21 protein-coding genes and 1 tRNA gene are annotated in these 25,405 nt (G+C 40.9%); 6 read left to right on the forward strand and 16 right to left on the reverse strand.

Annotated elements, in window-relative coordinates; all coding sequences use genetic code 11:
• Positions 1-385 precede the first annotated feature (385 nt).
• Positions 386-583: a hypothetical protein gene (locus tag LKO28_RS03240; protein WP_227693265.1), complete on the forward strand. Its 198-nt coding sequence runs from the start codon at positions 386-388 to the stop codon at positions 581-583.
• A gap of 157 nt (positions 584-740) precedes the next feature.
• Here LKO28_RS03240 and LKO28_RS03245 read toward each other — a convergent pair whose 3' ends face one another.
• Both LKO28_RS03245 and msrA read right to left on the reverse strand, forming a co-directional pair.
• Positions 741-1,457 (reverse strand): 3-ketoacyl-ACP reductase, encoded by a 717-nt coding sequence (locus LKO28_RS03245; protein ID WP_227693266.1) that lies wholly within the window; start codon positions 1,455-1,457, stop codon positions 741-743.
• A gap of 461 nt (positions 1,458-1,918) precedes the next feature.
• A complete protein-coding gene (msrA, locus tag LKO28_RS03250) occupies positions 1,919-2,431 on the reverse strand; it encodes a peptide-methionine (S)-S-oxide reductase MsrA (protein ID WP_227693267.1) in 513 nt (170 codons plus the stop codon).
• 90 nt (positions 2,432-2,521) lie between these two features.
• Between msrA and LKO28_RS03255 the strand changes: the two genes are divergently transcribed.
• Positions 2,522-3,574 carry a dipeptide epimerase gene (locus LKO28_RS03255; RefSeq protein WP_227693268.1) on the forward strand — a complete coding sequence of 351 codons (1,053 nt, stop codon included), beginning with the start codon at positions 2,522-2,524 and terminating at the stop codon, positions 3,572-3,574.
• Positions 3,575-3,620: 46 nt separating this feature from the next.
• Here LKO28_RS03255 and LKO28_RS03260 read toward each other — a convergent pair whose 3' ends face one another.
• Genes LKO28_RS03260 through LKO28_RS03270 form a run of 3 tightly spaced genes read right to left on the reverse strand, consistent with a single transcriptional unit; the run spans position 3,621 to position 8,166 of the window.
• Positions 3,621-5,303, reverse strand: coding sequence for a sodium/sugar symporter (locus LKO28_RS03260; RefSeq protein WP_227693269.1), 1,683 nt, complete (start codon positions 5,301-5,303; stop codon positions 3,621-3,623).
• 47 nt (positions 5,304-5,350) lie between these two features.
• On the reverse strand, positions 5,351-6,679 hold the full coding sequence (xylA, locus tag LKO28_RS03265; protein ID WP_227693270.1) for a xylose isomerase: 1,329 nt from the start codon (positions 6,677-6,679) through the stop codon (positions 5,351-5,353).
• A gap of 5 nt (positions 6,680-6,684) precedes the next feature.
• The gene (locus tag LKO28_RS03270) at positions 6,685-8,166 is read right to left on the reverse strand and encodes a xylulokinase (RefSeq protein WP_227693271.1); all 1,482 of its coding nucleotides are present in this window, start codon (positions 8,164-8,166) and stop codon (positions 6,685-6,687) included.
• Between the two features lie 100 nt (positions 8,167-8,266).
• Between LKO28_RS03270 and LKO28_RS03275 the strand changes: the two genes are divergently transcribed.
• A complete protein-coding gene (locus LKO28_RS03275; RefSeq protein ID WP_227693272.1) occupies positions 8,267-9,292 on the forward strand; it encodes a LacI family DNA-binding transcriptional regulator in 1,026 nt (341 codons plus the stop codon).
• A gap of 4 nt (positions 9,293-9,296) precedes the next feature.
• Here the strand turns inward: LKO28_RS03275 and LKO28_RS03280 are convergent, their stop codons facing one another.
• Complete coding sequence (locus tag LKO28_RS03280; RefSeq protein WP_227693273.1) at positions 9,297-11,450, reverse strand: cation:proton antiporter; 2,154 nt, start codon at positions 11,448-11,450, stop codon at positions 9,297-9,299.
• A gap of 49 nt (positions 11,451-11,499) precedes the next feature.
• On the reverse strand, positions 11,500-12,714 hold the full coding sequence (locus tag LKO28_RS03285) for an ABC transporter permease (RefSeq protein ID WP_227693274.1): 1,215 nt from the start codon (positions 12,712-12,714) through the stop codon (positions 11,500-11,502).
• A 65-nt stretch (positions 12,715-12,779) separates the two neighbouring features.
• On the opposite strand from LKO28_RS03285, the gene fmt reads away from it, so the two are divergent.
• Entirely contained in the window at positions 12,780-13,694 is a 915-nt protein-coding gene (gene fmt / locus LKO28_RS03290) for a methionyl-tRNA formyltransferase (RefSeq protein ID WP_227693275.1), read from the forward strand.
• Positions 13,695-13,701: 7 nt separating this feature from the next.
• Here the strand turns inward: fmt and LKO28_RS03295 are convergent, their stop codons facing one another.
• On the reverse strand, positions 13,702-13,914 hold the full coding sequence (locus LKO28_RS03295; RefSeq protein WP_227693276.1) for a helix-turn-helix domain-containing protein: 213 nt from the start codon (positions 13,912-13,914) through the stop codon (positions 13,702-13,704).
• Between the two features lie 347 nt (positions 13,915-14,261).
• Here LKO28_RS03295 and LKO28_RS03300 point away from each other — a divergent pair, with 347 nt between their 5' ends.
• On the forward strand, positions 14,262-15,122 hold the full coding sequence (locus LKO28_RS03300) for an RNA polymerase sigma factor RpoD/SigA (RefSeq protein ID WP_130139837.1): 861 nt from the start codon (positions 14,262-14,264) through the stop codon (positions 15,120-15,122).
• Positions 15,123-15,182: 60 nt separating this feature from the next.
• Here the strand turns inward: LKO28_RS03300 and LKO28_RS03305 are convergent, their stop codons facing one another.
• The 6 genes from LKO28_RS03305 to xerD form a co-directional block, all read right to left on the reverse strand.
• Positions 15,183-18,032, reverse strand: a complete 2,850-nt coding sequence (locus LKO28_RS03305) for a M16 family metallopeptidase (protein WP_227693277.1) — start codon at positions 18,030-18,032, stop codon at positions 15,183-15,185.
• A 214-nt stretch (positions 18,033-18,246) separates the two neighbouring features.
• Positions 18,247-18,318, reverse strand: a tRNA-Arg gene (locus LKO28_RS03310).
• A gap of 73 nt (positions 18,319-18,391) precedes the next feature.
• A complete protein-coding gene (locus LKO28_RS03315) occupies positions 18,392-19,021 on the reverse strand; it encodes a hypothetical protein (RefSeq protein WP_227693278.1) in 630 nt (209 codons plus the stop codon).
• Positions 19,022-19,034: 13 nt separating this feature from the next.
• Positions 19,035-21,146 carry a TonB-dependent receptor gene (locus LKO28_RS03320; RefSeq protein WP_227693279.1) on the reverse strand — a complete coding sequence of 704 codons (2,112 nt, stop codon included), beginning with the start codon at positions 21,144-21,146 and terminating at the stop codon, positions 19,035-19,037.
• Between the two features lie 44 nt (positions 21,147-21,190).
• Positions 21,191-21,475 (reverse strand): hypothetical protein, encoded by a 285-nt coding sequence (locus tag LKO28_RS03325; protein ID WP_227693280.1) that lies wholly within the window; start codon positions 21,473-21,475, stop codon positions 21,191-21,193.
• Between the two features lie 111 nt (positions 21,476-21,586).
• Positions 21,587-22,480, reverse strand: coding sequence for a site-specific tyrosine recombinase XerD (gene xerD, locus LKO28_RS03330; RefSeq protein WP_227693281.1), 894 nt, complete (start codon positions 22,478-22,480; stop codon positions 21,587-21,589).
• A 47-nt stretch (positions 22,481-22,527) separates the two neighbouring features.
• Between xerD and nhaA the strand changes: the two genes are divergently transcribed.
• Complete coding sequence (nhaA, locus tag LKO28_RS03335) at positions 22,528-23,703, forward strand: Na+/H+ antiporter NhaA (protein WP_227693282.1); 1,176 nt, start codon at positions 22,528-22,530, stop codon at positions 23,701-23,703.
• Positions 23,704-23,958: 255 nt separating this feature from the next.
• On the opposite strand, the gene LKO28_RS03340 is transcribed toward nhaA, so the two are convergent.
• Together LKO28_RS03340 and LKO28_RS03345 are read right to left on the reverse strand one after the other, a co-directional pair.
• Positions 23,959-24,243: a lactoylglutathione lyase gene (locus tag LKO28_RS03340; protein WP_227693283.1), complete on the reverse strand. Its 285-nt coding sequence runs from the start codon at positions 24,241-24,243 to the stop codon at positions 23,959-23,961.
• A gap of 125 nt (positions 24,244-24,368) precedes the next feature.
• Positions 24,369-25,403 (reverse strand): serine hydrolase domain-containing protein, encoded by a 1,035-nt coding sequence (locus tag LKO28_RS03345; RefSeq protein WP_227693284.1) that lies wholly within the window; start codon positions 25,401-25,403, stop codon positions 24,369-24,371.
• Between the last annotated feature and the right edge of the window lie 2 nt (positions 25,404-25,405).

Below are 25,405 nucleotides of genomic sequence, written 5' to 3' on the forward strand. Positions count from 1 at the left end.
TTTCAAGAACGTGTTCATCACCATTGACGTGATGATCTTACGTTAATTTTCGCTGCTAGGGATCTTCTAATAGGTTAATTTTTTCCATAAATAGTTCTTCGTTATGTTAGTTCTTTAAACTTATTGCTCACCATAAAAAAACCGTCCATGAGAATCACGTTCTCAAAAAGATATATTGCCATACCTCAGGCGTTCTACAAGATGCGTTCTAAATGCGGTTTTGGGAATTAGTTATTTGCAGTGATTTTTTTAGTTAGCTACTTACAAATTCCATTTCAAATGTCTAGATTAAAAAAAAAATCGGTGTTGATTTTTCATTCAAAAACATCAAAATATAATTCATTTGCTTCCGGAATGGCAAAGCACGGTGAAATAACAACACTAAATGCGTACGCATTTGCGGAAGTGCGATGACGACGGACGAGGAAGACGCATCGTACCCCTACGACATGAGCTTGCCGGGCGCCGTCGCAAAGTTACACGCTATAAACCTATCGTTTGCCTCTGCGCACACATTCTTCGGGGGCGCGCTGAAGATCCGCATCCGGGTAAAAATGTCGTGAACCTACCACACGTGGAATGAGGATACCTTGCTTTATCTAGCGTGTATAAGTGCTCGGATGATAGTCTTGAAATCCGGTTGACGTAATGATTAAGCTGAATTAATTTTCTTGCATATAAAAAGGGCCCTCCCAAGTACTTTTGGGAGGGCCCTTTTTGCCCATTTCATTATTTAAGGTTTAAGGGTTCGTACTAAAAATAGATCCATTTGCGATCAGCGCGCGTCGATTCATTTTCAGTATATCCACCACCCATTCTGCGAAATCTTCCGGCTGCAGCACCTTATCGGGGTTGCCGTCGGTTAAGCCGCCTTCTATACTCATATCCGTCGCAATAGTGCTCGGCGTTAATGTTATCACCCGGATATCGTCTTTACGCCATTCCGCCATCATCGACTGCGAAAGCGAAATCACCGCCGCTTTGGAAGCCGCATAAGCCGCCATACCCGCGCCACCCTTCAGACCTGCTGTAGATGCCACGTTGATAATATCACCCTGCCCTGCTGTTTTGAGATACGGATATACCGCTCTTGCCACGTTATAAACACCAAAAAAGTTAATATCAAATACCTTTTGGAAATCCTCCGGTACCATCTCCATCACTTTGCCAAACTGGCCTACCCCCGCATTGTTTACTAAAATGTGTACACCCCCAAGCGCCTCTGCCAACTCGTTTATCCCTTTTTCCACCTGTGCATTATCGGCGACGTTAAATACAGCATAGTGCGCTTCCACACCATACCCCCGAAGCTCTTCCACTGCCGATTGTAATTTCTGTTCATTTTGTCCCGTGATACCCACATGGACACCTTCTGCCGCTAGTGCTAATGCAACTGCCTTTCCCAAACCACGGCCGCCGCCGGTGATAATTGCTTTTTTACCTTTTAATGCTGTCATCTTGATGTTGTTGTAATCTATTCAAAAATAAGAATATTTTTCGAATCCTATTGACGTCGGAAGTACTACCCGCAAATTATGAGGTGTGTTATTTATAATAGAAAATCACAAAAACACCGATTTTATAATCGTTTTTCACAAAATATATAGCATAGCTAATCAACGATCATAGGTACTTTCATGGCTCAAATAGGATGCATATCATTGGGTTTATATTTTCGTCAATGGTCAACTCATTACTTAGCGTTGATGTTATAGGCTTACTGATGAGTCGGTTTTGTAACTTTCTTGTACAAACATAATGCAATAGTGAATTTTCGGGGTTGGAATATTGTTCAAAGATGTCTAAAATAAGCGCAAAAAGAAGCCTAACGTAAATGATTCACGGTACGGACGTCCCCTATAAAAAAACCTCGCATTACCGAGGTTTATTACGAGGTTTCGCGCAGTAAATAAGCCTATTATTTATATTCTTTTAAGAATTTTTGTAGCTTGGGAGCGATCACTGCGGCGCAGTATGGATTGCTTGGATTTTGATTAAAATAATCGTGATGGTAATCTTCAGCTTCCCAAAATGTAGTAGCAGGCTCTACTGCAGTCACAATAGGATCTTCAAAAACGGAATGCTTTTCCAATTCTTGAATAAAATGTTCAACAGCTTCCTTCTGGGCGTCATCGTGATAAAATACAACTGAACGATACTGCGTTCCTACATCGTTCCCTTGCCTATTGAGCGTCGTCGGATCATGCGTTTTAAAAAACACTTTTAATAATGTCATAAAATCGACCTTGTTTTCATCGAAATCCAATTGTATTACTTCGACATGATCCGTATCACCGTTACACACCTCTTTATATGTCGGGTTAGTTGTCTTTCCTCCCATATAACCGGGCAATACGCTCCGAATCCCGTCGATGTTTTGGAATATCACCTCCGTACACCAAAAACATCCTCCTCCAAATGTTGCTTTCATGGTATAAAGATACGAGGAAGAAATTAAAAATAGAATAGGTTTTGCGTATGCGAAAAAGTGTATATTTTCGTTCAGAACAAATTGAAGAACATGCAAACAGCAATATGGCATATCCGGAAAATGGGAAAATTCATTTTACGTTTTCGACCTTACACCTTGGAAATAAAACATGTATTTACGGTGGCGGCGTTTAGCCGTAACACCACCCCAGTCGTATTGATCGAACTGGAGTATGATGGTGTAGTAGGTTATGGTGAAGCGAGTATGCCTCCGTATCTTGGTGAATCGCAAGAAAGTGTCATCAGTTTTTTGAACAAAATCGATCTATCGACATACAGTTCGCCGTTTCAGACTGAAGACATACTACAGTATATAGATGACATCCAAGAGCAGCATACCGCGGCGAAAGCTTGCATCGATATTGCCCTACACGATTTATTAGGGAAGCTCTTGGGGCAACCTTATCATAAAGTATGGGGACTGAATCCTGCGCTTATCCCTCCTACATCCTTTACGATCGGGATGGATACGGAAGAGATCGTGCGTCAGAAGGTATCTGAAGCACAACAATTTAAGATATTAAAAGTCAAACTTGGTCTCGAAACCGACAAAATGATGATCAAAACCATCCGGTCCATGACCGATGTTCCATTGTGTGCTGATGTTAACCAAGGTTGGAAAAATAAAGAACAGGCATTGGAGATGGCGCAATGGCTAGCCGAGCAAAATGTGGTTTTCCTCGAACAACCCATGCCCAAGGAACAAATAGATGATATGGCTTGGTTAACGGAACGTTCCCCTATTCCAACTATAGCAGACGAAGGATGCCAACGTTATTCAGATATTATCGGTTTAAAAGACGTTTATAGCGGTATAAACATCAAACTCATGAAATGCACAGGGATGCGCGAAGCCAAAAAAATGGCCGAACTTGCTGGTGCTTTAGATCTAAAAGTAATGCTTGGCTGCATGACAGAAACCTCTTGTGCGATTTCCGCTGCGGCACAGCTAGCCCCTCTTGTAGACTGGGCGGATCTCGATGGAGCACTCCTCATTAACAATGATATTTACAAAGGGATGTATGTTCATGAAGGCAGATGTGTATTAACCGATTTGCCCGGCATTGGTATTATAAAAAAATAGCGAAGTCGCTTTGTGCGACTTCGCTATTTACACGAACCTGATGTCGTTACCAATACATGATATACAAAGCAGCGGTTATCAAGGTCACTAACAGGGCGCCCACGACAAAACCGGGATGTGCTTTGAACATCTTGGCATCTACTTCCAAGCCATTTGGCACGACCCCTTTCGCATTTTCTATTTTGCTAATGACGTACATACCAATAATACAGATAACAAATACAAATCCCATACGATCTAGGAATGGTATCTCGTATAAACCACTTGCTGGATTTATTACAGCGAAACCCGTTGTATTCAAGAATGATAGGTCTGCAAAATTTGGCAAAAATTTAAAGAAAACAGATAAAAGGAATCCTCCTATCGTGGCAAACAAAGCTGCATTCGACGTGGTTTTCTTCCAGAAGAAGCCCAATATGAACATCGCAAAAATACCTGGTGATACAAAACCGGTATATTCCTGAATATACTGAAAACCGCCTTTCTTATCAATACCTAGATGTGGTGCGATGAGCACAGCGAGAATCATGGATACGATAATCGTAATTTTGCCGGTGTTAACCAACTGTCTTTCTGAAGCCGTCTTATTAAATACCTTCTGATAAATGTCCAGTGAGAATATCGTGGCTACACTATTTGCTTTCCCGGCCAATGAGGCTACTACGGCTGCTGTTAACGCCGCAAACGATAATCCTTTTAAGCCTGAAGGCAACAAGTTCAACAAAACTGGGTAAGCTCGGTCTGGATTCAGTTCGCCGCCCTGTAGCATCTCTGCTTGAAAGTGTCCATCTTTCCAAAGCACGTAAGCAGCGATACCCGGAAGTACAACGATAACAGGCATTAACAACTTCAAGAAAGCAGCGAATAATATACCATTACGTGCTGTTTTTAAATCCGCACCTAATGCCCGCTGGGTAATATATTGATTACAGCCCCAATAATTAAGATTTACAATCCACATACCACCGATGAGCACTGATAATCCAGGTAAATCAAGATAGTTTTCATTGTCTTTCGCAAAAATCATCTCGAAATGCTCGGAAGCTTTATCAGTCATAATAGCATATCCACTCAGCACACCATCGCTACCATAATGTTCAGAAACCAAATTCAGCGCTAAATAGGTTGTTGCCAAACCACCAAGGATCAGAAAAAACACTTGAATAACGTCTGTATATCCAATTACTTTCATTCCACCTAAGGTGATAATGACGGCAAACACGGCAATAGCATACATGCAGAATTCTAAACTGAATCCAGATATACTGCTGACCGCCAATGCACCCAGATATAAGATAGAGGTTAAATTGACCACCACATATAAGGCTAACCAAAAAACAGCCATAATCATAGCCACTGTTCCGTTATAACGCTTATGCAGGAATTGTGGCATCGTGAAAATTTTATTTTTTAGATAAACCGGTATAAAGAATACGGCGACAATAATCAACGTAATTGCCGCCATCCATTCGTATGTGGCAATCGCCAATCCCATCTTAAAGCCCGAACCACTCATACCAATGAACTGTTCTGCTGAAATATTGGAAGCGATTAGCGATGCGCCAATCGCCCACCACGTTAATGATCCCTCGGCTAGAAAATAATCCTTAGAATCCCCTCCTATTACCTTCGATCTTTTCTTGTTATAGACCCAGATTCCATACGTCGCTACAATAACGAAATAAACTAGGAAAACTAAGTAGTCTGGGGTTGATAATATATTATTCATACGGTTTATTTGATCTTGACGGCTAAGGTAATAAAAGAATTTAAAAATTAAATAAATCGATTTATTATATTTTCAATATACTCCTGTCTACCACTGGTTAATGTTGGTTCTCCATGCTGTAACGCATAGCTTCTTAAATCTTCCAGTTGTAATTTCCCATTTTCAAATGCTGCCCCCTCCTCTTTATCAAAACTGCTATACCGTGTTTTTCGTATGGCTTTATAGTCTGAGTGCTGCAAAATATCGTCCGCAATGGTCAACGCTCTGGCAAAATTATCCATCCCTCCGATGTGCGCATGGAAAAGATCTGCTGGATCTGTTGAATTTCGACGTATTTTGGCGTCAAAATTCACACCTCCGCCTTGCAGACCACCGGCTTCTAAAATAACGAGTAGCGATTCGGCAAGTTCGTTTAAGTTATTAGGGAATTGATCCGTGTCCCAGCCGTTCTGGTAATCGCCACGATTGGCGTCAATAGAACCGAGTAAGCCCGCATCTGCAGCGACTTGTAATTCATGTTGAAAGGTGTGTCCTGCTAATGTAGCATGATTTACTTCTAGATTTAATTTGAAATCTTCCAATAGATCGAATTGACGTAGAAATCCTATCACGGTTGCTGCATCATAGTCATACTGATGTTTCGTAGGCTCACATGGTTTCGGCTCGATCAAGAACGTCCCCTTAAATCCTTGTTTTCTCGCGTAGTCTTTTGCCATATGAAGAAAACGTGCAAGATGCTCCTGTTCGCGTTTCATATCGGTATTTAATAAAGACATGTAACCTTCACGTCCGCCCCAAAACACATAATTTTCGCCCCCCAAAGCGATTGTTGCGTCGATTGCCGCTTTCACTTGTGCACCGGCATGCGCCACCACTTGGAAATCTGGATTAGTAGCCGCACCATTCATAAAACGATGGTGACTAAAGAGATTCGCGGTTCCCCACAGTAACTTTACGCCACTTTGTGCTTGCTTTTCCTTCGCGTAGGCTACGATCTGTTCTAAATGGCGTTCGTTTTCGGCGATATCGTCGGTATAGTCAATCAAATCCACGTCATGGAAACAATAGTAAGGAAGCTGCATTTTAGTAATAAATTCAAAAGCTGCATCCATTTTGTCTTTAGCCCGCTCAAGAATGGTTGCTTTTTTATCCCAAGGGAAAAACAACGTGGGACCACCAAATGGATCTGATCCGTTTGCATTGAAAGAATGCCAGTAGGCACAGGCAAACTTGAAGTGCTCTGCCATTGTCTTTCCCGCTACTACGCGAGAAGCATCATACCAACGAAATGCGAGGGGATTATCTGAATCCCGGCCTTCGAACTTAATTTGTCCGATGTCTTTGAAATAGGTTTGGTTTCCTGTTAAAATGTTCATTGTTTTTAATTTGATAGTTTATATTCTAGACTTTTTTTCCATTGCGCATATAGATCATTATATAATTCTACTTGAGCAGGCTCGATTGTCGCACGTTTCTTCAATCCCGAAAATGCCTCTTTCCGATCGCGGTAAATGCCTATACCTAATCCAGCGCCTAAAGCGGCTCCCACGCTGCCATCATTTTCATATAATTCTACGCTAACGCCGGTGGCAGCGGCAAAAGATTGTTGAAATACAGGACTTAAAAATAAATTAGCATGTCCAGCTCGTACAATTTCTGGTTGAATACCATTTTCACGCATGATATCTAGCCCGTATCGGAATGCAAATGCAATTCCTTCCTGCGCCGCACGCCAGAGATGTGCTGCGCTGTGGCGTAAAAAATCCATATTTTCTATATGTGCTTGTACAGTTTTATTCAACAACATTCGTTCAGCACCGTTTCCAAAGGGTAATACTTGAACTCCTTCGGAACCAATAGGAATTTGAGCGGCCTGTTCATTAATTTGTGGATAGTCATAGCCTGCCCCGGTGACTTTTTTTAACCAACTGTTCTGAATACCGGTTCCATTAATACACAATAACACCCCAAGATTTGGCTTGCTATCCTGATAATTCACATGGGCAAAGGTATTTACCCGTGATTCTTGATCATAAACAAGTTTATCTGTCACCGCGTAAATAACGCCGGATGTTCCTGCGGTAGCTGCCACTTCTCCTGGTTCAAATACGTTCAACGAAAGGGCATTATTAGGTTGATCTCCTGCTTTAAAGGTCACTACAACATCCGTCGACAACCCCAATTCTACAGCAACAGTAGGGCGAATTTTTCCGTAGGTCGAGAAAACAGGTAAAAGATCAGGTGCCAAGTTAGCGTCGATTCCGTAATGATTCAACAGCAGGTCGGAAAGTTTATTTTTTTCAAAATTCCATAAAATACCTTCTGATATAGAACTTATATTCGAATTTATCTCCCCCGTAAAACACATACTCAGATAGTCCCCAGGCAACATAAATTTGTCGATTTGCGCATACAAGTCCGGCTCATGTTGCTTTACCCAAGCCAATTTGGATGCCGTAAAATTGCCCGGTGAATTTAAATGTGCTGACAAAAAGTTCTGCTTCTTTAACTCCGAATAAGCATTATTTCCCAGTTCCACCGCGCGGCTATCACACCAAATGATCGCATTACGTAGTGGCTTCTGCATTTTATCGACAACTACCAAACCATGCATTTGGTATGCAATTCCAATAGCGCCAATGTCTTTTGGATTATATAAGCCACTTTGGTGTGCTTTTTTTATAGCTTCTTTGGTATCTGCCCACCAAGTCAATGGATCCTGCTCAGCCCATCCAGCCTTGTCAGAGAGAATGGGTGCCTCGGATTCGGGAAAACTTGCAGAAACTATCCGGGTGTTCGTTGTCGCATCTACAACGGAAACTTTTATAGACGATGTACCTAAATCTATTCCTAATAATAACATCCTATGTATATCTTAAATAGTGGCCACACAATGCAACCGCTTGCATAAAATTATTTAATAAATTTTATATTTACAAAAATTAAGTTTAAAAGATTTTATTTTGGCTAAAAAAACCACCGTTTACGACATTGCTAAAGAGCTCAATATCACGGTATCTACTGTATCTAGGGCGTTAAATAACATATCTACAATAAGTGAAGCAACGCGCAAGGCTGTACAAGAAACGGCCATACGTTTAAATTATCGCCCTAATAAAATTGCGTCTTCGCTTACTTCCGGAAAGACTTATACGATAGGTGTCATTATTCCCAGCGCTCAAGTGCAATATTTTGCCTCTGTAATACATGCCTTGGAAACCTCCTTGAAATCGTTTGGCTATAGTATTCTACTTTATCAATCCAACGAATCGCTCATTTCGGAAAAGAATGGTATAACTACACTTTTAGAGGCCCAAGTAGATGGGATAGTAGCCTCCATGTCTTTGGAAACAAAAGATCCTAGCCATTTTGAAAAAGTAAAAGAAGAAGGTAAACCGCTTATTATTTTTGACCGTACACACGACGATCTGCAGTGTGCCATGGTGAAAATTGATGATGTACGAGCCGGGTATATAGCGACTAAACACCTATTGGACGAGGGATATCGGAAAATAGCTTATATTACTACAGCGCATAAAATCAAAATCTTTAATGAGCGCTATGAGGGTTATCTCCTAGCATTACAGGAAGCGGGTTTGCCTGCTAACCCCGCGTATACCATTTCTGGCAATTTGACGGTAGAGGGGGGCTACACCGGTACACAGCAACTCTTAAAGCTTCGTGAACAACCGGATGCTATCATCGGTGGAGACGATTATGTGGCGTTAGGAATTATTAAAGCATTGCACGAGAAAAATATTACACCCCCGGAAATCGGTGTTATCGGCTTTGCTAATCAAAATTTCTCCGAGCATATTATACCAAGCCTCTCGACCATAGACCAACAAGCGCTCAAGATAGGAGCTGCTTGTGCAACGATGTTTCTGAAGATTATTGACCAATCGCTGGACGCACGTGCCGCACAAAAACCTGTCGTCATCGAGCCTTTACTTTTGGCCCGCGAATCTACGCGCAGGACAACAAAATAGGTCGCTACTCTTTGGTGAACATATTTCCAATTTCCCGACTTATTTTTCGGAAAATAGGTGCTGTTTTGACATGTTCATAATCATCTATGTATCTATTTTCACGACGACTCGGAAAAATGAGAATCAAGTTCTGCTTTTTGAAATAACGTCCAACTCGCTTCGCAAGTCCGTCAAGGGAATCTCTGTAAGATACATCACCATAGCGTGCGGAGACAAAAACCAATAATGCATCTGCATTACTATACGTGGCAAGGCCATAAATATTATCCCAATCCTCGTAATTTTCAAAAGAGCAGGGAACGCTCGTTTCCAGCATTTTAAATACTTCTAAAATGGCAGCTTGTGTACGTAGGTCACAAACGAAACTGAGCGGGAGGGTCAGCTCGCTAGCGAATTTCAGCATTTTCTCTATCCAGTACTCAAATCCTTTTTCGGATTCCGCTAGTGGGGGGACGAAAACAATGATGGATTTATTCGCGAGAAACGGATTGACAAATTTGCACATAAACAAATTGGCGTCGGTACGATTTAAAATACTCTCTGTTTTTTCGCCTACAATCTTATCAATAAAAGATGTTGCACTCGGCCATCCTAAAATAAGGCAATCCGCCAGAATATCTTCTGACGTACGACCGATACCGCTGGCAATATTAAAGTCTATGGTCGATATGAGTTCCACGTCCATTTCCGATCCGGAAGCATACTTCGCCATGCTATCCAGATTTTTTCGGGCGTTCGCCATGTTTCGTTCTGCTTGCTCATTATCCGGAACGACACTTAAAATATGGAGGGGATGTGGCGATTTTTTAGATTTTATTAACGTCGCAAAGTCCAAGATGGGCTCCATGGTGTCTAAATTAGCGATCGGTAATAAGAGGCGTTCTTCATGTTCTGGAACATGTTCGATATGCTCATCATCTTGATGCCCTTCCATGACAATCCGACGCGAAGCACTTTCCGTCACCAACGAAGCAATGATACAGGTGATCAGGATCAATACAATCGTACCGTTGAGTACATTTTCATCGATAATCTCCCGGTCATACCCGACCATTATAATCGCTAAGGTAGCTGCAGCGTGTGCATTACTCAATCCAAAGATCAAGTTTCTATCGTTTTTGGAATACTTTGCAAAGAAACTCGTCGCGGTCGCTGCTAAGAATTTTCCTGTTACGGCAACAACCGTTAATGTCCCGGCGATGATAAGCGCCATTGGCCCCTTCATTAACACACTGGTATCCACAATCATCCCTACGGATATCAAAAAGAAAGGAATGAAAATGGCATTACCAATAAATTCGATTCGATTCATCAGGGCGGAGGAATGAGGTATGAGCTTGTTAAGGGCTAAACCCGCCACAAATGCTCCAATAATCGGTTCTAATCCGGCTATCTCCGCTAGAAACGCCGCAAAGAAAACCACGGCAAGTACGAAAATGTAGTGTGCCGTTTTTTCGCTCTCGATCTTCTGGAAAAACCATTTAGCAATCCGCGGAATAACGCCGAACATAATAAATAGAAAGAGTATAAACGACACCCCAAGCGTTACCCAGAAGTCTTGATTAATCTCACCTTGCGTCGCTCCAACAATGACGGCCAGGATAATCAGCACGGCCGTATCGGTTAGTATCGTTCCCCCAATGGTAATGGCAACCGCTTCACGTTTCGAAATACCATAACTATTCACGATGGGATACGACACTAAAGTGTGCGTGGCAAACATACTAGCAATCAATATACTAGGCATAAGATCGTAACCTAGCAAATAATAACATACCGGGAAGCCAATACCGATTGGAATGAGGAATGTAAACACACCAAACAGCAAGCTCTTGTTTCGTGTTTTTTTAAATTCATTCATATCAAGTTCCAGTCCCGCTATGAACATAATATATAAAAGACCAATGGTTGAAAACAAATCGATTGCATCTACCCCGTTTCCTTGTAATGTATCTTTATCAATTTTCGCCAACCAATTTAGCCCATGTGGCCCCAATAGCACGCCAAATAAAATCAACCCGATAATACCGGGCACTTTAATAGGCCGCAAAATGATTGGGGAAATCAGAATAATCGTTAGTATAATACTAAAAACTAATACGGGATTCGTAATAGGTGTCGAAAATGCTTCTGATATATGATGTAATAGTTTATCCATAGTATTATAAAAATAGCGGAAAATAAGAAAAGTTCGGTCTTTTTCTAAATTATTTAAACTGAATCGTTTTAATCGGAGAAATCCGGCTGATCAACATCGTCGGAATAAATAACGTGAGCATCCCAATAATTATTACCGCAACATTTAAACCTACTACTTCATACCAAGTGATATACATCGGTACATAAGGGATGTAATAGGTATAGGGATCCAAGGTAAAGAAGTGCGTATTTGTTTGAAAAAAATAGAGAAAAAGAGCGATAAGATTCCCGATAATCAAACCTACTCCAATAAGATAAATCGAACCGTATAAAAACACCTGTCGGATTCCTGCACTTGGATAACCTAACGCCTTTAATATCCCGATCATCGAAGAACGTTCTAAAATACTGATTAACAAAGCAGATATCATATTAATCACCGCTACGATAACCATGAGTACGAAAATGATATTATCATTCATGTCGAGCATATTTAACCAATTAAAAATATCTGGCATTTGCTGAACGATGTTTGAAGCATCCATTTGGGAGGGCAATATATTATTTATCTGAGCGGTGGTGTTTTCCAATGAATCAAAAGCCTTTATCCTAATTTGATATGCCCCCACTTCGTTTTCTTCCAAGTTATTTAACCTTCTAATTAAGTCTAATGAACCGATGACATAAGTTTTGTCTAGCTCTTCTGTGTGCGTGGTATAAATACCTTGAATAGTAAAGGGACGTCGCCGGATCGGTTCTTGTATGAAATACATAATGAACTTATCGCCAACGTTGAGCCCTAGTCTGTTTGCTAAATATTCCGAAATTAGAAGCTGCGTATCACCGCCGTCCGAAAAATTGAGTGTATCACCTTGTATAATATTTTTTTGTATATAGAGTTGGTTATAACTCTTATCGACACCTTTTAATAACACGCCTTCCACCTCCCCGTTAACGTTCATGATACCCGCTTTCGTAGCAAAGGGTGTAATGTCGATGACTTGCGGCAGGGTCCTTAGTTGCGCAAGGGTTTGGGGAGCTAATTCAATTGGTGTATTTTCAAAGGAGGCACTCAAATCATTCTTTGTGATAACGATGTCACCAAAGAACCCTCTTTGCTTCTCGATAATTTCCTGCTTAAATCCATTGAGGATAGCGACAGACAAAATAATAGCGGAAATGGCCAGGGCCAACGCTCCTATCGTAACACGGACGATCAGCTTCGAAAACGTCCGATGCCCCATGAATGTAATCCGCTTAGCTAAAAAGTAAGGAAAATTCAAGGTGAATATTAATTTTGTAACTTCGCAAAGTTAATAATTTTTGTCACTTACTTCTACTTACTATTATGCGGATTATTTTTATGGGCACCCCTGATTTTGCAGTTGCATCCTTGGAAGCGTTACTACACGCCGGTGAAGAAGTGGTCGCTGTAATCACAACGCCTGATAAGCCCGCAGGACGCGGACAGAAAATGCACGAATCAGCGGTGAAAAAATATGCAATACAACAAGGCTTACCGGTTTTACAACCAGAAAAGTTGAGAGACCCCAATTTTATTGCCACCCTGCGGTCCTACCGCGCAGACCTCCAAATTGTCGTTGCTTTCCGCATGCTTCCCGAAATCGTTTGGAATATGCCGCCGCGTGGCACCATTAATGTTCATGCTTCACTTCTCCCCCAATATCGCGGCGCCGCTCCTATCAACCACGCTATTATACAGGGTGAAACCGTTACCGGTGTAACCACGTTTTTGTTACAACAGGAGATAGATACCGGAAACATTCTTTTCTCGCAACAGGTCGAAATCGCACCCGATGATACCGCAGGTATATTGCATGATAAATTGATGGTAGCTGGAGCGGAAATATTGCTTAAAACAGTGCAGGCAATCAAAGACGATAAACTCCAACCTATTCCACAAGCAGCGTTCGAAAATACCGCGTTGAAATCTGCTCCCAAAATATTTAAAGAAGATGGTGAAATCATATGGGATAACCCCACGGATCAGGTATACAATCAAATCCGAGGATTGAGTCCCTATCCCGCTGCGTTTACACATTTAAACGGAAAGGTTTTGAAAATTTTTGAAACAACAAGGGGGGAATTTTCAGATAAAAAGCCCGGCACATATACCACGGATGGAAAAAACTTTTTATCGTTCGCGACCCAAGATGGTTCCCTCTTGGTAACATCGCTTCAATTAGAAGGTAAAAAGAGGATGGCTATAACTGATTTTTTGAGAGGTTACAGACTCGATTAAGCGTTTATTATTCTCCTTCTTCGATATATTCCATTAATTCTCCAGGTTGACAGTCTAACGCTTTACAAAGTGCCTCTAACGTACTTAATCGAATTGCTTTCGATTTTTCATTTTTGATAATAGAAAGATTAGACAACGTAATCCCTACCCGATGACTTAGCTCATTCAAGGAGACTTTCTTTTCAGACATAAGCTTATCTAAATGAATTTTAATTGGCATAACTTTTCAATTTAAAGATGAAATATTGTACTAAGCGTAACAATCTGGATATCGAATATGTTTTATATACTTGCGAAATTTCCTTCCATACGTTTACTTAAGAAATTCATAACAAAGGTGTTACTATAATTTATCCAAGCAGTCCAGACAAAATAAAACGATCATTCTTTCGTTTTAACTAGCGACAGCGAGGAATTGGAATAATTTTTGTTAGTAAAACAATATAAAACCTCACTTGTTAACTTCCTCATACAGAGTATTTAATTTACACTTATATGAAGGAACTTTCAGTAAAATTCACTATTTTTGCAGACATTTCAAAAGAGAAAGGTATTTTATACATTTAAATGAGACAGCTCAAAATTACACAATCCATTACCAATCGCGAATCGCAGTCGTTAGACAAATATTTGCATGAGATTGGTAAAGTAGACTTAATCACCGCCGAAGAAGAAGTAATCTTGGCTCAGCGTATCCGAGAAGGAGATCAAGTTGCTTTGGAGAAATTGACAAAAACCAATTTACGTTTCGTTGTTTCTGTTGCTAAACAATATCAGAATCAAGGTCTTACTTTAGGAGACTTGATTAACGAGGGCAATTTAGGCTTAATTAAAGCAGCAAAACGCTTCGATGAAACAAAAGGGTTTAAGTTCATTTCTTATGCGGTATGGTGGATTCGCCAGTCTATCTTGCAAGCGATTGCTGAACAATCCCGTATTGTGCGCTTGCCCCTGAACCAAGTAGGTTCATTGAGCAAAATCAGCAAAGCTTTTTCCAAATTGGAGCAGGAATATGAGCGTGAACCTTCTCCGGAGGAGTTAGCCGATATTTTGGAAACTACGGTAGACAAAGTGTCAGATACACTAAGTAACTCAGGAAGACACGTATCAATGGACGCACCCTTTGTTCAAGGGGAAGAAAACACGCTTCTGGACGTGTTGGAAAATGCGGATCCGGATACAGATAGTATACTGATTGATGAGTCGCTATCGGAGGAGATTAAACGTTCATTGTCTACCTTGACAGAGAGAGAACGCGAAATTATCGTCTTATTTTTTGGACTAGGAACCAACCACCAATTATCCCTTGAGGAAATAGGTGAGAAATTTAGCTTGACGAGAGAACGTGTACGCCAAATCAAGGACAAAGCACTACAGCGCCTTCGCCATACTTCGCGAAGTAAAATTTTAAAATCTTATTTAGGCTAATCGCCAACATCTTATTAGCAATGCGCAGCCCAAAAGCTGCGCATTTTTTATTTTTGGTATCTATTCTTGTGTGTCTGGTAAGAGAATAAATTGGAAGAGCTTCTCTTCTTTTAAATATTTGGCTGCAGTTTCTTTAACCGATTCTACCGATATTTTATCAAGATCTTGCAGGTAACGGCTGATATACGTTGGATCTTCTTCTCGTTGATAAGCACCAGAAAGCTGCCCCATCCAAAACCTATTTTCTTTTAATGATAACTCCAATTGCCTTTTCTGCTCAATTTTAAACTTCTCTAGATCAGATGCCAATGGCCCATTCTGTTTTACTTTATCGATTTCTTCTAAAGCAGATTGAATCAGTGATGTATATTGATCTACTCCGGTACCAAACGACACGGTAAAACTGTATCTGTTTTTAGGATGTTTGGTGGTGGATGCTCGAGCTCCGGTTCCGTAAACACCACTTTCTTCTTCGCGCAAACGCTCAATCAGCTTTATACTCAGTACGCTTTCCAAAGCGTTCATATTTAGATTTTCTATTTCATTATATGTATAATCGCCATAGTAAGTCAGTATCACATTTGCTTTTTCTTCCTGGCCCTTGCGCACCACTTTTTCGAAGCCCGTTTCCGGCTCGTAAATCCCTAGGTCTTTCGCTTGCTCCTTGCGGTCTATTATAGGCAAAGCTGCTAGATAATTTTCCAGATAAGGTTTGATTTCTTCTTCCGTAAACGATCCTACAATGGTAAATACAAAATCGGAAGCATCTGCAAAACGTTCTTTATATATCGTTAATGCGCGATCTTTATCGATTTTATTAATTCCTTCTGCCGAGATAGGCATACGACGAATATTACCGTTATACAAGTTTTCTAAAATTGTTTTTCTAAAAACAAAATTAGGATCACTCTCTTGATTACTGATCATAGACAACGACCTCGTGATAATACTTTGGAATATGTCATTTTCAATCCGAGGTTCCGTAAAATAGCCATAGATCAATTCGAAGGCTGTATGCAGTCCTTCTTTGTCCGTATAACCAGAAACACCTTCATAACGTTCGTTTATATAAGGACTGATATTGACATTTTTACCCGTCATGTATTTTCGTAGCTCAACGGTATTTAATTGCCCTACACCACTACTATTAACCAAATTAGCTGCTTGAGCCGCCGAGAAGTAGTCGCTATCGCTATAGAGCGAGGTTCCTCCTGCACTAAATGCGCTAATTAAGATTTCGTCATTCTTAAATGTAGTCGGTTTCAAAACAACTTTAACCCCATTACTCAGTATCCATTCTTTCGCATCTATAGCTTCGATAGGCTTTTCGGAGGCAAGCATGCCCGCCTTTGGCACTTTTGAGATCAGCGGCAAGTCAGACACTTTATCTTCATATACACCGACCGCTTCCCTTTCGACTTCTTCAAACCAGCCATCTACCTGCTGTCGATCTGGAAGGTTTTCCTTTTCCTGATCAGGAGCCATAATAATAACGTCCCGATTGGTATCGATATAAAACGACTCCCCGATTGCATCTACTTCGCCCAGCGTTAACGTAGGCAGAAGTTGCTTATATAATTGGTATAAGTCCTCATTACTTAATGCAGGACTATCTTCCAGATAAAAATTCAAGTATCGGTTTACATAATGCTCCGATTTCTTCTTATCGCGCTCACTATAAGCTGTTTCGTTATTCTTTTGGATACTCACGATTGCCCGCGCGAACTCGGTAGCTGTAAAACCATGTTTCTGCACACGTTCCAGTTCGCGGACCAAAGCCTTAAAACCTTCTTCAAATTCGTTTGGTTTTGCAACAAAAAACGCCGTATAGGCGTCTAGACCACCTAAAAACTCATCAATCCCCACACTGGCTTGTATAAAGGGCGGATGCGCAGATTGCGCCAATTCGGATAAACGGGCGTTGAGCATAGTACTGTAAACTGATTTTAGCATGCTTTTTCGGAAATCCAGCACGGTCTCTACCTTTTCTTCCGGATGCTTTATCGAAATTTGTCCCACCGTGTATGTCATTTCCGGGTCCGTAACCGCTATAAATTGATTTTCATCTAACAGAGGCACATTATATTCGACATGTTCAGGAAAATTTAGTGGCGAGGTTAAGTCACTGAACAACCTGTTGATTTCTGCTTCCATCGTTTCCACATCAATATCCCCCACAATAATCAATGCCTGTAAGTCCGGTCGGTACCATTTTTTATGAAAGTTCCGTAATACATCCGAAGGAAAATTTCGGATAACCTTTTCGGTACCTATCGGTAAACGATGGGAATAACGCGAGTTATTGAGCATAATGGGTAAATATTGATCACGCATACGTTGCCCCGCGCCCCTTCCACCCCGCATTTCTTCTAACACAACGCCACGTTCTTTATCAATTTCCTCATCCGTCAGTAAGGCATCTTGCGCCCAATCCCGTAATACTTGAAGCCCATTTTTTAATAGTTCGGGATCATCAGACGGAATAGGCAATTGGTAAACGGTTTTATCAAAGCCTGTATATGCATTCAGATCACTTCCAAACCGTACACCGGCACGTTGTAGATAGTCCACCAACTCATTTTTCGGAAAATGTTTCAGCCCATTGAAATTCATATGTTCCATAAAATGGGCCAATCCTAATTCTTCCTCGGTTTCCAAAATAGAGCCAACTTTGGTTGCCAAATACATCGTTACACGATCTTTGGGTTCTATGTTTTTACGGATGAAATATTGAAATCCATTATCCAATGTACCTGTTTTGACTTCCTGATCAAATGGCAAGGGAGCATCCCAAGAAAGTGTATCGACAGTGTTCCGTGATTCTTTCAGCGTAATCGCCTGCAAAGGTTCACTAAGCAGGAACAAGCTCAATAACAAAAATGCGCTAGCAAAAGGTTTTATAAAATTCATTAACCGTTGTATTTGTTGTGTTTTAATAGACTGAATAAGGTAAACCTACAAATTTTTTGTGTTTTAGAAAATATGTGGGTGATTTTAGGATGAAGTTGTTCGCGTAAAATTTAGGAATCGGCGTTCTTTACGGAATGCTAAAAGCGCATTTGCGAAGCGAAATACGAACAAAAAAAGCGTTTAAAAACATTAAACGCTTTTTCTGATTTTTTTGTGTCCCCGACGAGATTCGAACTCATATCTTCAGAACCGGAATCTGAAATTCTATCCATTGAACTACGGAGACTGCGCTGGCAAAAATACTATTTTTTACCTGACTTTAAAATCGAAATGAAAAATATAATGCCAGCGACTATTTTTTAATGGTCGTGGCCATCTTCGCCCACTAGGTGAACTCCCACTTTCAGGTCGAGATCATTGGCTCCGGTGAATTGGGTAAAATTGGCATTGTTCCAATCGTCAGCCGTGACATTAGCTTTCACACCCGGATTTAAATGGCGCATAACATAGCGTAACGTAAACATATTCGTTTCTTTCAAAACTGTCAAATACCCCGTAACACCTACATTTACCCGATTATTATCGGCATCTCTATCGGCATATACATACGTTAAGATACCCGCCTCAGCACCCAATATAAATGCCTGGTGCGTTTCGGCCCGGTTCAGAAACGTTTGTTGGGTCTCGCGCCCTGCAAAATCCGTCGCCTTCAATTCGAGCCGATACGTTTTTCCCACTTCTAGATGCAGATGCACATCTACCGGCGGAAGCATTTTCGCGCCTTCAAATCTAACCTCTTCGATTTCGGGGTTAGTAATGTCATTATAATGGTAATGGTCGTCGTGTGCTTCACGCTCTACTTCGGTAAACGTTAACGTCGCTGTACCGACTTCCTCTTGGTCAACCTCCGGAGTCGGATCATCCTTAGAACAAGAAGGAGCAAAGAAAAGTATACTGATCGCTATAATAAAAAGATGTGCTTGTTTCATGTGTTTGATAAATTTAAAATTGATAAGAAATTTTTAAGTTCGCATTCCTACCCATCTGATGGGCGAAATACCGAAAACGATCCATATAGTCCTTATAGGAACGATTAAATATGTTTTCAACAGACAGCATCACCTGCCAGGAGGTATCCGTGTCCGTTTTGAATTGTTTGCTTACCACCATATCAAATAAATGGTAAGCCGATGGCGGTGCAGCATAATCCATGCCTTCCGCGTATTGCGTCTGCTTCGCCACAAAACGATGTGCAATCTTGACATAACTTTCCGGTGCTGATCCACCCAGGTATGCCCACGAAAAAGCTTGTTGAAGCCGTGCCGGTGGAATGTAAGGCAAATAACTATCCACCTCCACATTACGCGCACGAACTAAAAAAGCGCTTACGTCATAATGAAGGTTTTCGCGTATCGCATAACGCAATCGTAAATCCGCTCCGTAAAAGAATGCATCGTACTGCTGATATGCAAATAACGGAAAGGTACCCCTAATCGTTTGCCGAACGGCATCTGGATTAGGTTGTGCATAAATATAATCGTATAGCATCTGCGCATACACATCAACCGTTGCTTGGAGGCCTTCACCGCTCCAAATAAAAGAGTTTATCCATTTTAAGCCCTTTTCACTGCGAAGGTCGGGCTTCCCGAGTTCATAAGTTGCACTTCCGTGATGCACACCATCGCTATACAACTCATTTACAGAAGGCGCTCGCCATGCCAGACCGATATTGCTTTTCCAACTTAGTTTTGAAGAAAAATGATATAGGATACCGGCTGTTCCTGATGCATTATGAAACTCGCGAGTATCCGTTAAAAGATACTGCTCTACTGTTCCGTCTTCATTGGTAGCATCTCGTCTATAACGGTATCCTGCTATATCCAAATACTTGAAATCATAGCGCCCGCCTATCTCCGCATGCCACCTATCGATGTGAAATTGGTGCACGGCAAATAGACCCGCTGCATAACTATCGAAATTGGGAATAATGGGGGTTGTACCGGTACCTGGTTTATTATTATTAACCTGCAACAAGGATTGCACACCTAGCGAACTATTTCCTTGTTTCAATACAACATCCAAGCTTTGGGTAGTAAGCGCCATATCCGCCATAGGCGTATCATCCGATTCGACCCTTCGCAAATCATACTCCCGACGACGGTTACGCTGCAAACCATATTGCACCTCCAATTTGCGATTACTGCCAAATTGGTGATCCCACGAGACCTTGGCCAGATCATGGCTCACCTTTTGGCGCGGAGCCTTTATCTGGTAAGTAAAATCATATGTTTCGAAAGGACGTCCGTATGCGATGCGCGCTTGGATGTCTTCTATCGTACCGATGTGCGCGCCTTCAAAAATTCCAAGTTGCGTACCAAAATGACTCCAGTAGAGCTCCAGCTCATTTCGACCTCTTTTATACTGCAAAGTCCCCGCATAATTGAACTCGTTGACCCCCGTATTACCCAACACGTAATCAGGCGCTTGATAATTTCCCAGTCTTTTTTTGCTTGCCTGTATACGCCAGCCTAGTCCAGGCAAGGTTTTCACCCCTCCTTCCAAAACGGCATTTGCCGCTCCACCCCGTCCGTTGGACTGCCCTATCAGATCGATATTTCCCTTCCAATCCCGGTCCAAATCAATATCATCTGCCGACGCTAGGATCACTCCTCCTAAAGCATCTGCCCCATACCGAACAGCCTGCGCACCCTTTACAACTTCCAGTTGATGAGCTGTGAAAGGGTCTATTTCAGGCGCGTGTTCTATACCCCACTGCTGCCCTTCTTGACGAACGCCATTATTTAAAATAAGTATCCTGTTACTATGGAGTCCGTTAATAACCGGCTTCACTATACTATTTCCCATGCCAATTGTCGATACGCCTGAGATAGCAGTCAGAGATTCGGCCAGCGTTTTGCCCCTATTTTCCTGTATTTCGCGAGAAGAAAGACGGTGTGTACTCTGCGATAACTCGCCCCGTTCTCCGATGACTTCAACATCTTGCAGATGGATGGAGTCTTGCCTCTTCATCGATAATGGATGTTCTTCTTGCCCTTTCGATGGTGTGGCAAATAGCCATAGAACCGCCCAAAAGGCTAAACATTTGTATTGCATGTATTCTTAAAATTTTAGGAATGATATAAATCTGATAAAGCGGATTATATATCAGCAGGGGGATCTTTATTGCGTTGCAAGCGCTCTGCGCCGTCCTGACTTGACAAACGATACCACCCGTTGAGCGGGTTTATGTATTCTTGTACGGCGATATCGGGCAGTAGCGCGTCTGCCACAAAATGATGCGTTGCCTGATGTAAAACGAACCAACAAAGCGCACATTCATCTGCGGCAGTATGTTCATGATCGTCCGAATAACAGTCGTGCTGGTGCGTAATATCATGTGTATAATGAAGTCCACTACTTGTCGATAAAACCAGTAGTGTCATGAATATACCTATAAACCGAGCTATCTTTGCTGTCATAAATCAGCACAAAGATATGTAAATGCAATTATATTGCAAAATTAAAATTACTCGGTTATATTAATTTTCAATCAGTTAGGACCGTGGATGATATTGGATGATGACAGATTGCAAATAATCCTTATCCATATGGGTATATATCTCCGTAGTCGTTATACTTTCATGCCCCAGCATATCTTGTACCGCACGTAAGTCTGCTCCACCCTCGACCAAATGAGACGCGAACGAATGACGAAAAGTATGTGGACTAACAGTTTTCGTCAAGCCAATTTTCTTGGCAAGATCTTTAATAATCAGAAACACCATAACACGGGTCAACTGTTTCCCTCTACGATTCAGAAATACAGCATCTTCGTATCCAGCTTGCACAGGGATATGTGGTCGTACCTCCTCTAAATATATTTTCAAGTATTTAATCGCCTGTTGACCAATAGGAATAAGGCGCTCCTTGTTACCTTTACCTTCGACCTTGATAAACTCCACATCCAAATAAAGATTAGAGATTTTTAACATAACCAACTCAGAAACGCGGAGTCCACAACCGTACAATACTTCAAGAATTGCTTTATTTCGCATCCCCTCTATCGTAGACGAATCAATCGCCGCAATTAGCGCATCAATCTCCTCAATATTCAGTACATTGGGAATCTTACGGTTTAGCCGAGGAGTTTCCAGCAATTCCGTAGGATTGTCTTTCCGATCGTACTCAATCTGTAGAAAAACGAAAAACGTCCTTAATCCAGAAAGAAGCCGGGCCTGTGTAAAAGGTGAGATACTAAAATCATTGATAAAAACCAGAAACTGCTGAATAAAAAAGGCATCAATATCATGGAGTGTCTGCCCCTTAAAGGCACAATAGGCCTCTAATTTCTGTACATCATTCAAATAAGCAGCTATCGAATGGGGCGACAGATTCCGTTCCAATTGCAAATAGCGTTTGAAATCTTTTTTCACGATGTCCCAGTTCATACGATCAAAGGTAGTGAAAACAAATAATTTTCAATAACTTCGCGCCCATGGCAAAATTAATCAACCTTAAACCCCTTAAAGAATTTTTAGACTCCAGCACGGGTGGTGGAATCTTATTATTCTTATGTCTTATCTTATCTTTAGTTATCGCAAACAGTCCGTTAGCGGAAGGCTTTAATGCTTTGTTAAACACGCTGCTGGGCTTCGAAAATGAACATATCCAACTCCGCTACAGTGTAGCCCTTTGGATTAATGATGGGTTGATGGTCATCTTCTTTCTATTGGTAGGCTTAGAGATAAAACGGGAGTTGGTGGAAGGCGAATTATCTTCTCCTCGTCAGGCGGCGCTACCCATATTAGCAGCTATCGGCGGTGCTGTCGTTCCGGCACTCATCTATACCTTGTTCAATGCAGGAACGGAGACACATCACGGATGGGGTATTCCGATGGCAACAGATATCGCTTTTGCGCTGGCCGTTATTTCCATGCTTGGCAAACGAGTGCCTGTAAGTCTCAAAGTTTTCTTAGCAGCACTGGCTATTGTAGACGACCTATTAGCGATCCTGGTTATCGCTATTTTCTATTCAACCGAACTCCATTTCACGTACTTGATGTATGCAGCTGCCATCCTTTTACTCTTGATTGTTTTCAATCGTTTAGGTGTAAAAAGTTTATGGCTATACCTCATCCCCGGTATTTTCATATGGTATTTTATCCATCATTCGGGTATCCATGCCACGATTGCGGGGGTTCTCGTAGCCATGACGATCCCAACGAACGATACCGACATAGAATCTCCACTGGAGAAACTAGAGCATGCCATTGCAAAACCGGTCAATTTTATTATCGTTCCATTATTTGCAATCGCAAATACCGCGATCACCTTTCAAAGTGAAATGATCGGAGGACTAACGTCGAATATGGGACTCGGTATCATGGTTGGACTTTTCGTGGGCAAAGCAGTGGGTATTTTTAGCACGTCGTTTCTATGTATAAAATCCGGCCTTGCACAGTTGCCTGATAAAGCAACATGGGCGCATATTGCCGGTGTTGGTATGCTTGGTGGAATTGGTTTCACGATGTCTATTTTTGTGTCATTACTATCTTTCAGTGATCCCTTACATGTAGAAGAAGCAAAGCTAGCAGTTTTGATAGGTTCACTGTTATCGGGGCTGTGTGGTTACTTCTTTTTGAAAGCGTTGAGCAAACGACCGCACATATAGTAGCACGGGGCAAGTTTTTCAAACTTGCCCCGTTCTGGTTTAAAAATCTATTTTATTTTAAAGTTTTCAGGAAAAAGCTGTATCGGTTGAATACTAAGCTTTTATAAAGATTATCAAAAAAGTCAGGTAACGATTTGGTAACGGTGCTTATTGCTTTGCTCTTCAATGTATTTCCGTTCGCTCAAAGCAAATATACAAAATATTTTATGGTAATATTGTAGACCAATGTCTAAAGATATAAACTCGTTTGCGACTCTACTTAACTTTCTCAGCAAACGCTATGATATGTCCGTCAATATCGGCAAAATAACAAACTTTGTCGTCCCAATCTCTGTCTGCAATAGCACTGATAAGTTTTGCTCCAATTTGTAAAGCGTTATCGTATTCGAGTTGGATGTTCTCAACGTAGAAATACAATTCACATCTTGGTATGCCGTTGCCTTCGTCTGGATGTGGTGTTTTGTCTGAAAGGATTTTTGCAATTCCTTTGTTTGGCATAAGTCCCAATTTGCAATTTTCGGCAAGTTTAAATTCTGTCATTCCCGGACATTCAGGTCAGGATTTTTGCGGAATAGTTTGGAGTAAAATTCTGCACTTGCTTGTTGGTCATTTACGTACAGAATGGTTTCTATGAGTTGTATGTGTTTCATTTATTGCTCAAATTTTTAATTCAGTTTTAAATATATCCTGTTTGCTAAGGTCTGTAAGTCTGCGGTATCGGTATTACAAAGTATGATTAAAATTTTATCAAAGTCTTTGTTTACGATGATTTCAACATTAAATCCGTCAATGCTTCCACTTCTTCTGTACACATTTTTTTTGTCGTCAAAGTAAAACCCAAATGTAGGTTTGCCTGAAAGCCAATCTACAAAATTATCGGCTTGCGGTTTGAGAAGAAATTCATTTTTTGACTTTTCAGAAATCAGTTTATTGTCTTTTAGAGCTAATAAAAATTTGTATAAATCTTCGGTAGTCGAATACATTCCACCTGCTCCGTAATAATTAGAAATATATCTTCTGTCGTTAAAAAGTGGTTCGTCTTTTTCGCCTTCTCCAAACGAATAGTTATGATAGCCGTAAGCTAAGTTTTTGATGATGTCATTTTCGCTTACAAATCCTGTGTTTTCCAGTTTTAGCGGTTGGATAATCATATCTTCGATTGATTGTGAAAACGTCTTCTTTGTAATGTTTTCGATGACTTTGGAGAGTAAAACAAAATCGACATTGTTATAGTTGAATTTCAACGTATCGTTTGATGATTTCTTTACAAAGTTCCTGATGTAATCGTCTATAGAATACTTATTCATCACTGCTTTGATGGGTTCATTTTCCAATCCTGAATGATGTGTCATCAAATCCCGAATAGTTATGTCATTGCAATTTTCAGGAAGATTAGGAATGTATTTTCCAATTTTATCTTTCAAGTCAATTAGTCCTTTTTCCTGAAGATGTAAAATGGCAAGTGATGTAAAAAGTTTGGTTACGGAAGCAATCGGGAAACGAGTGTTGCTATCAATTGCTACATCAAACTGAATATTAGAAAATCCTTTGTTGATTTTTACGGATTGCTTTCCATCTGCGTAGAAAACAGTACCGTTGAAATGCCCTTTTTCAAATTCGCTGTTTACGATTTGCTGAATGTCATTTTGCCCAAATAGAATTAAGGGTAAGAATAAAAATATTGTAAAGTAGAATTTCATAT

Origin of the sequence: Sphingobacterium sp. FBM7-1 (assembly GCF_020687765.1) — a bacterium.
GTDB lineage: Bacteria > Bacteroidota > Bacteroidia > Sphingobacteriales > Sphingobacteriaceae > Sphingobacterium.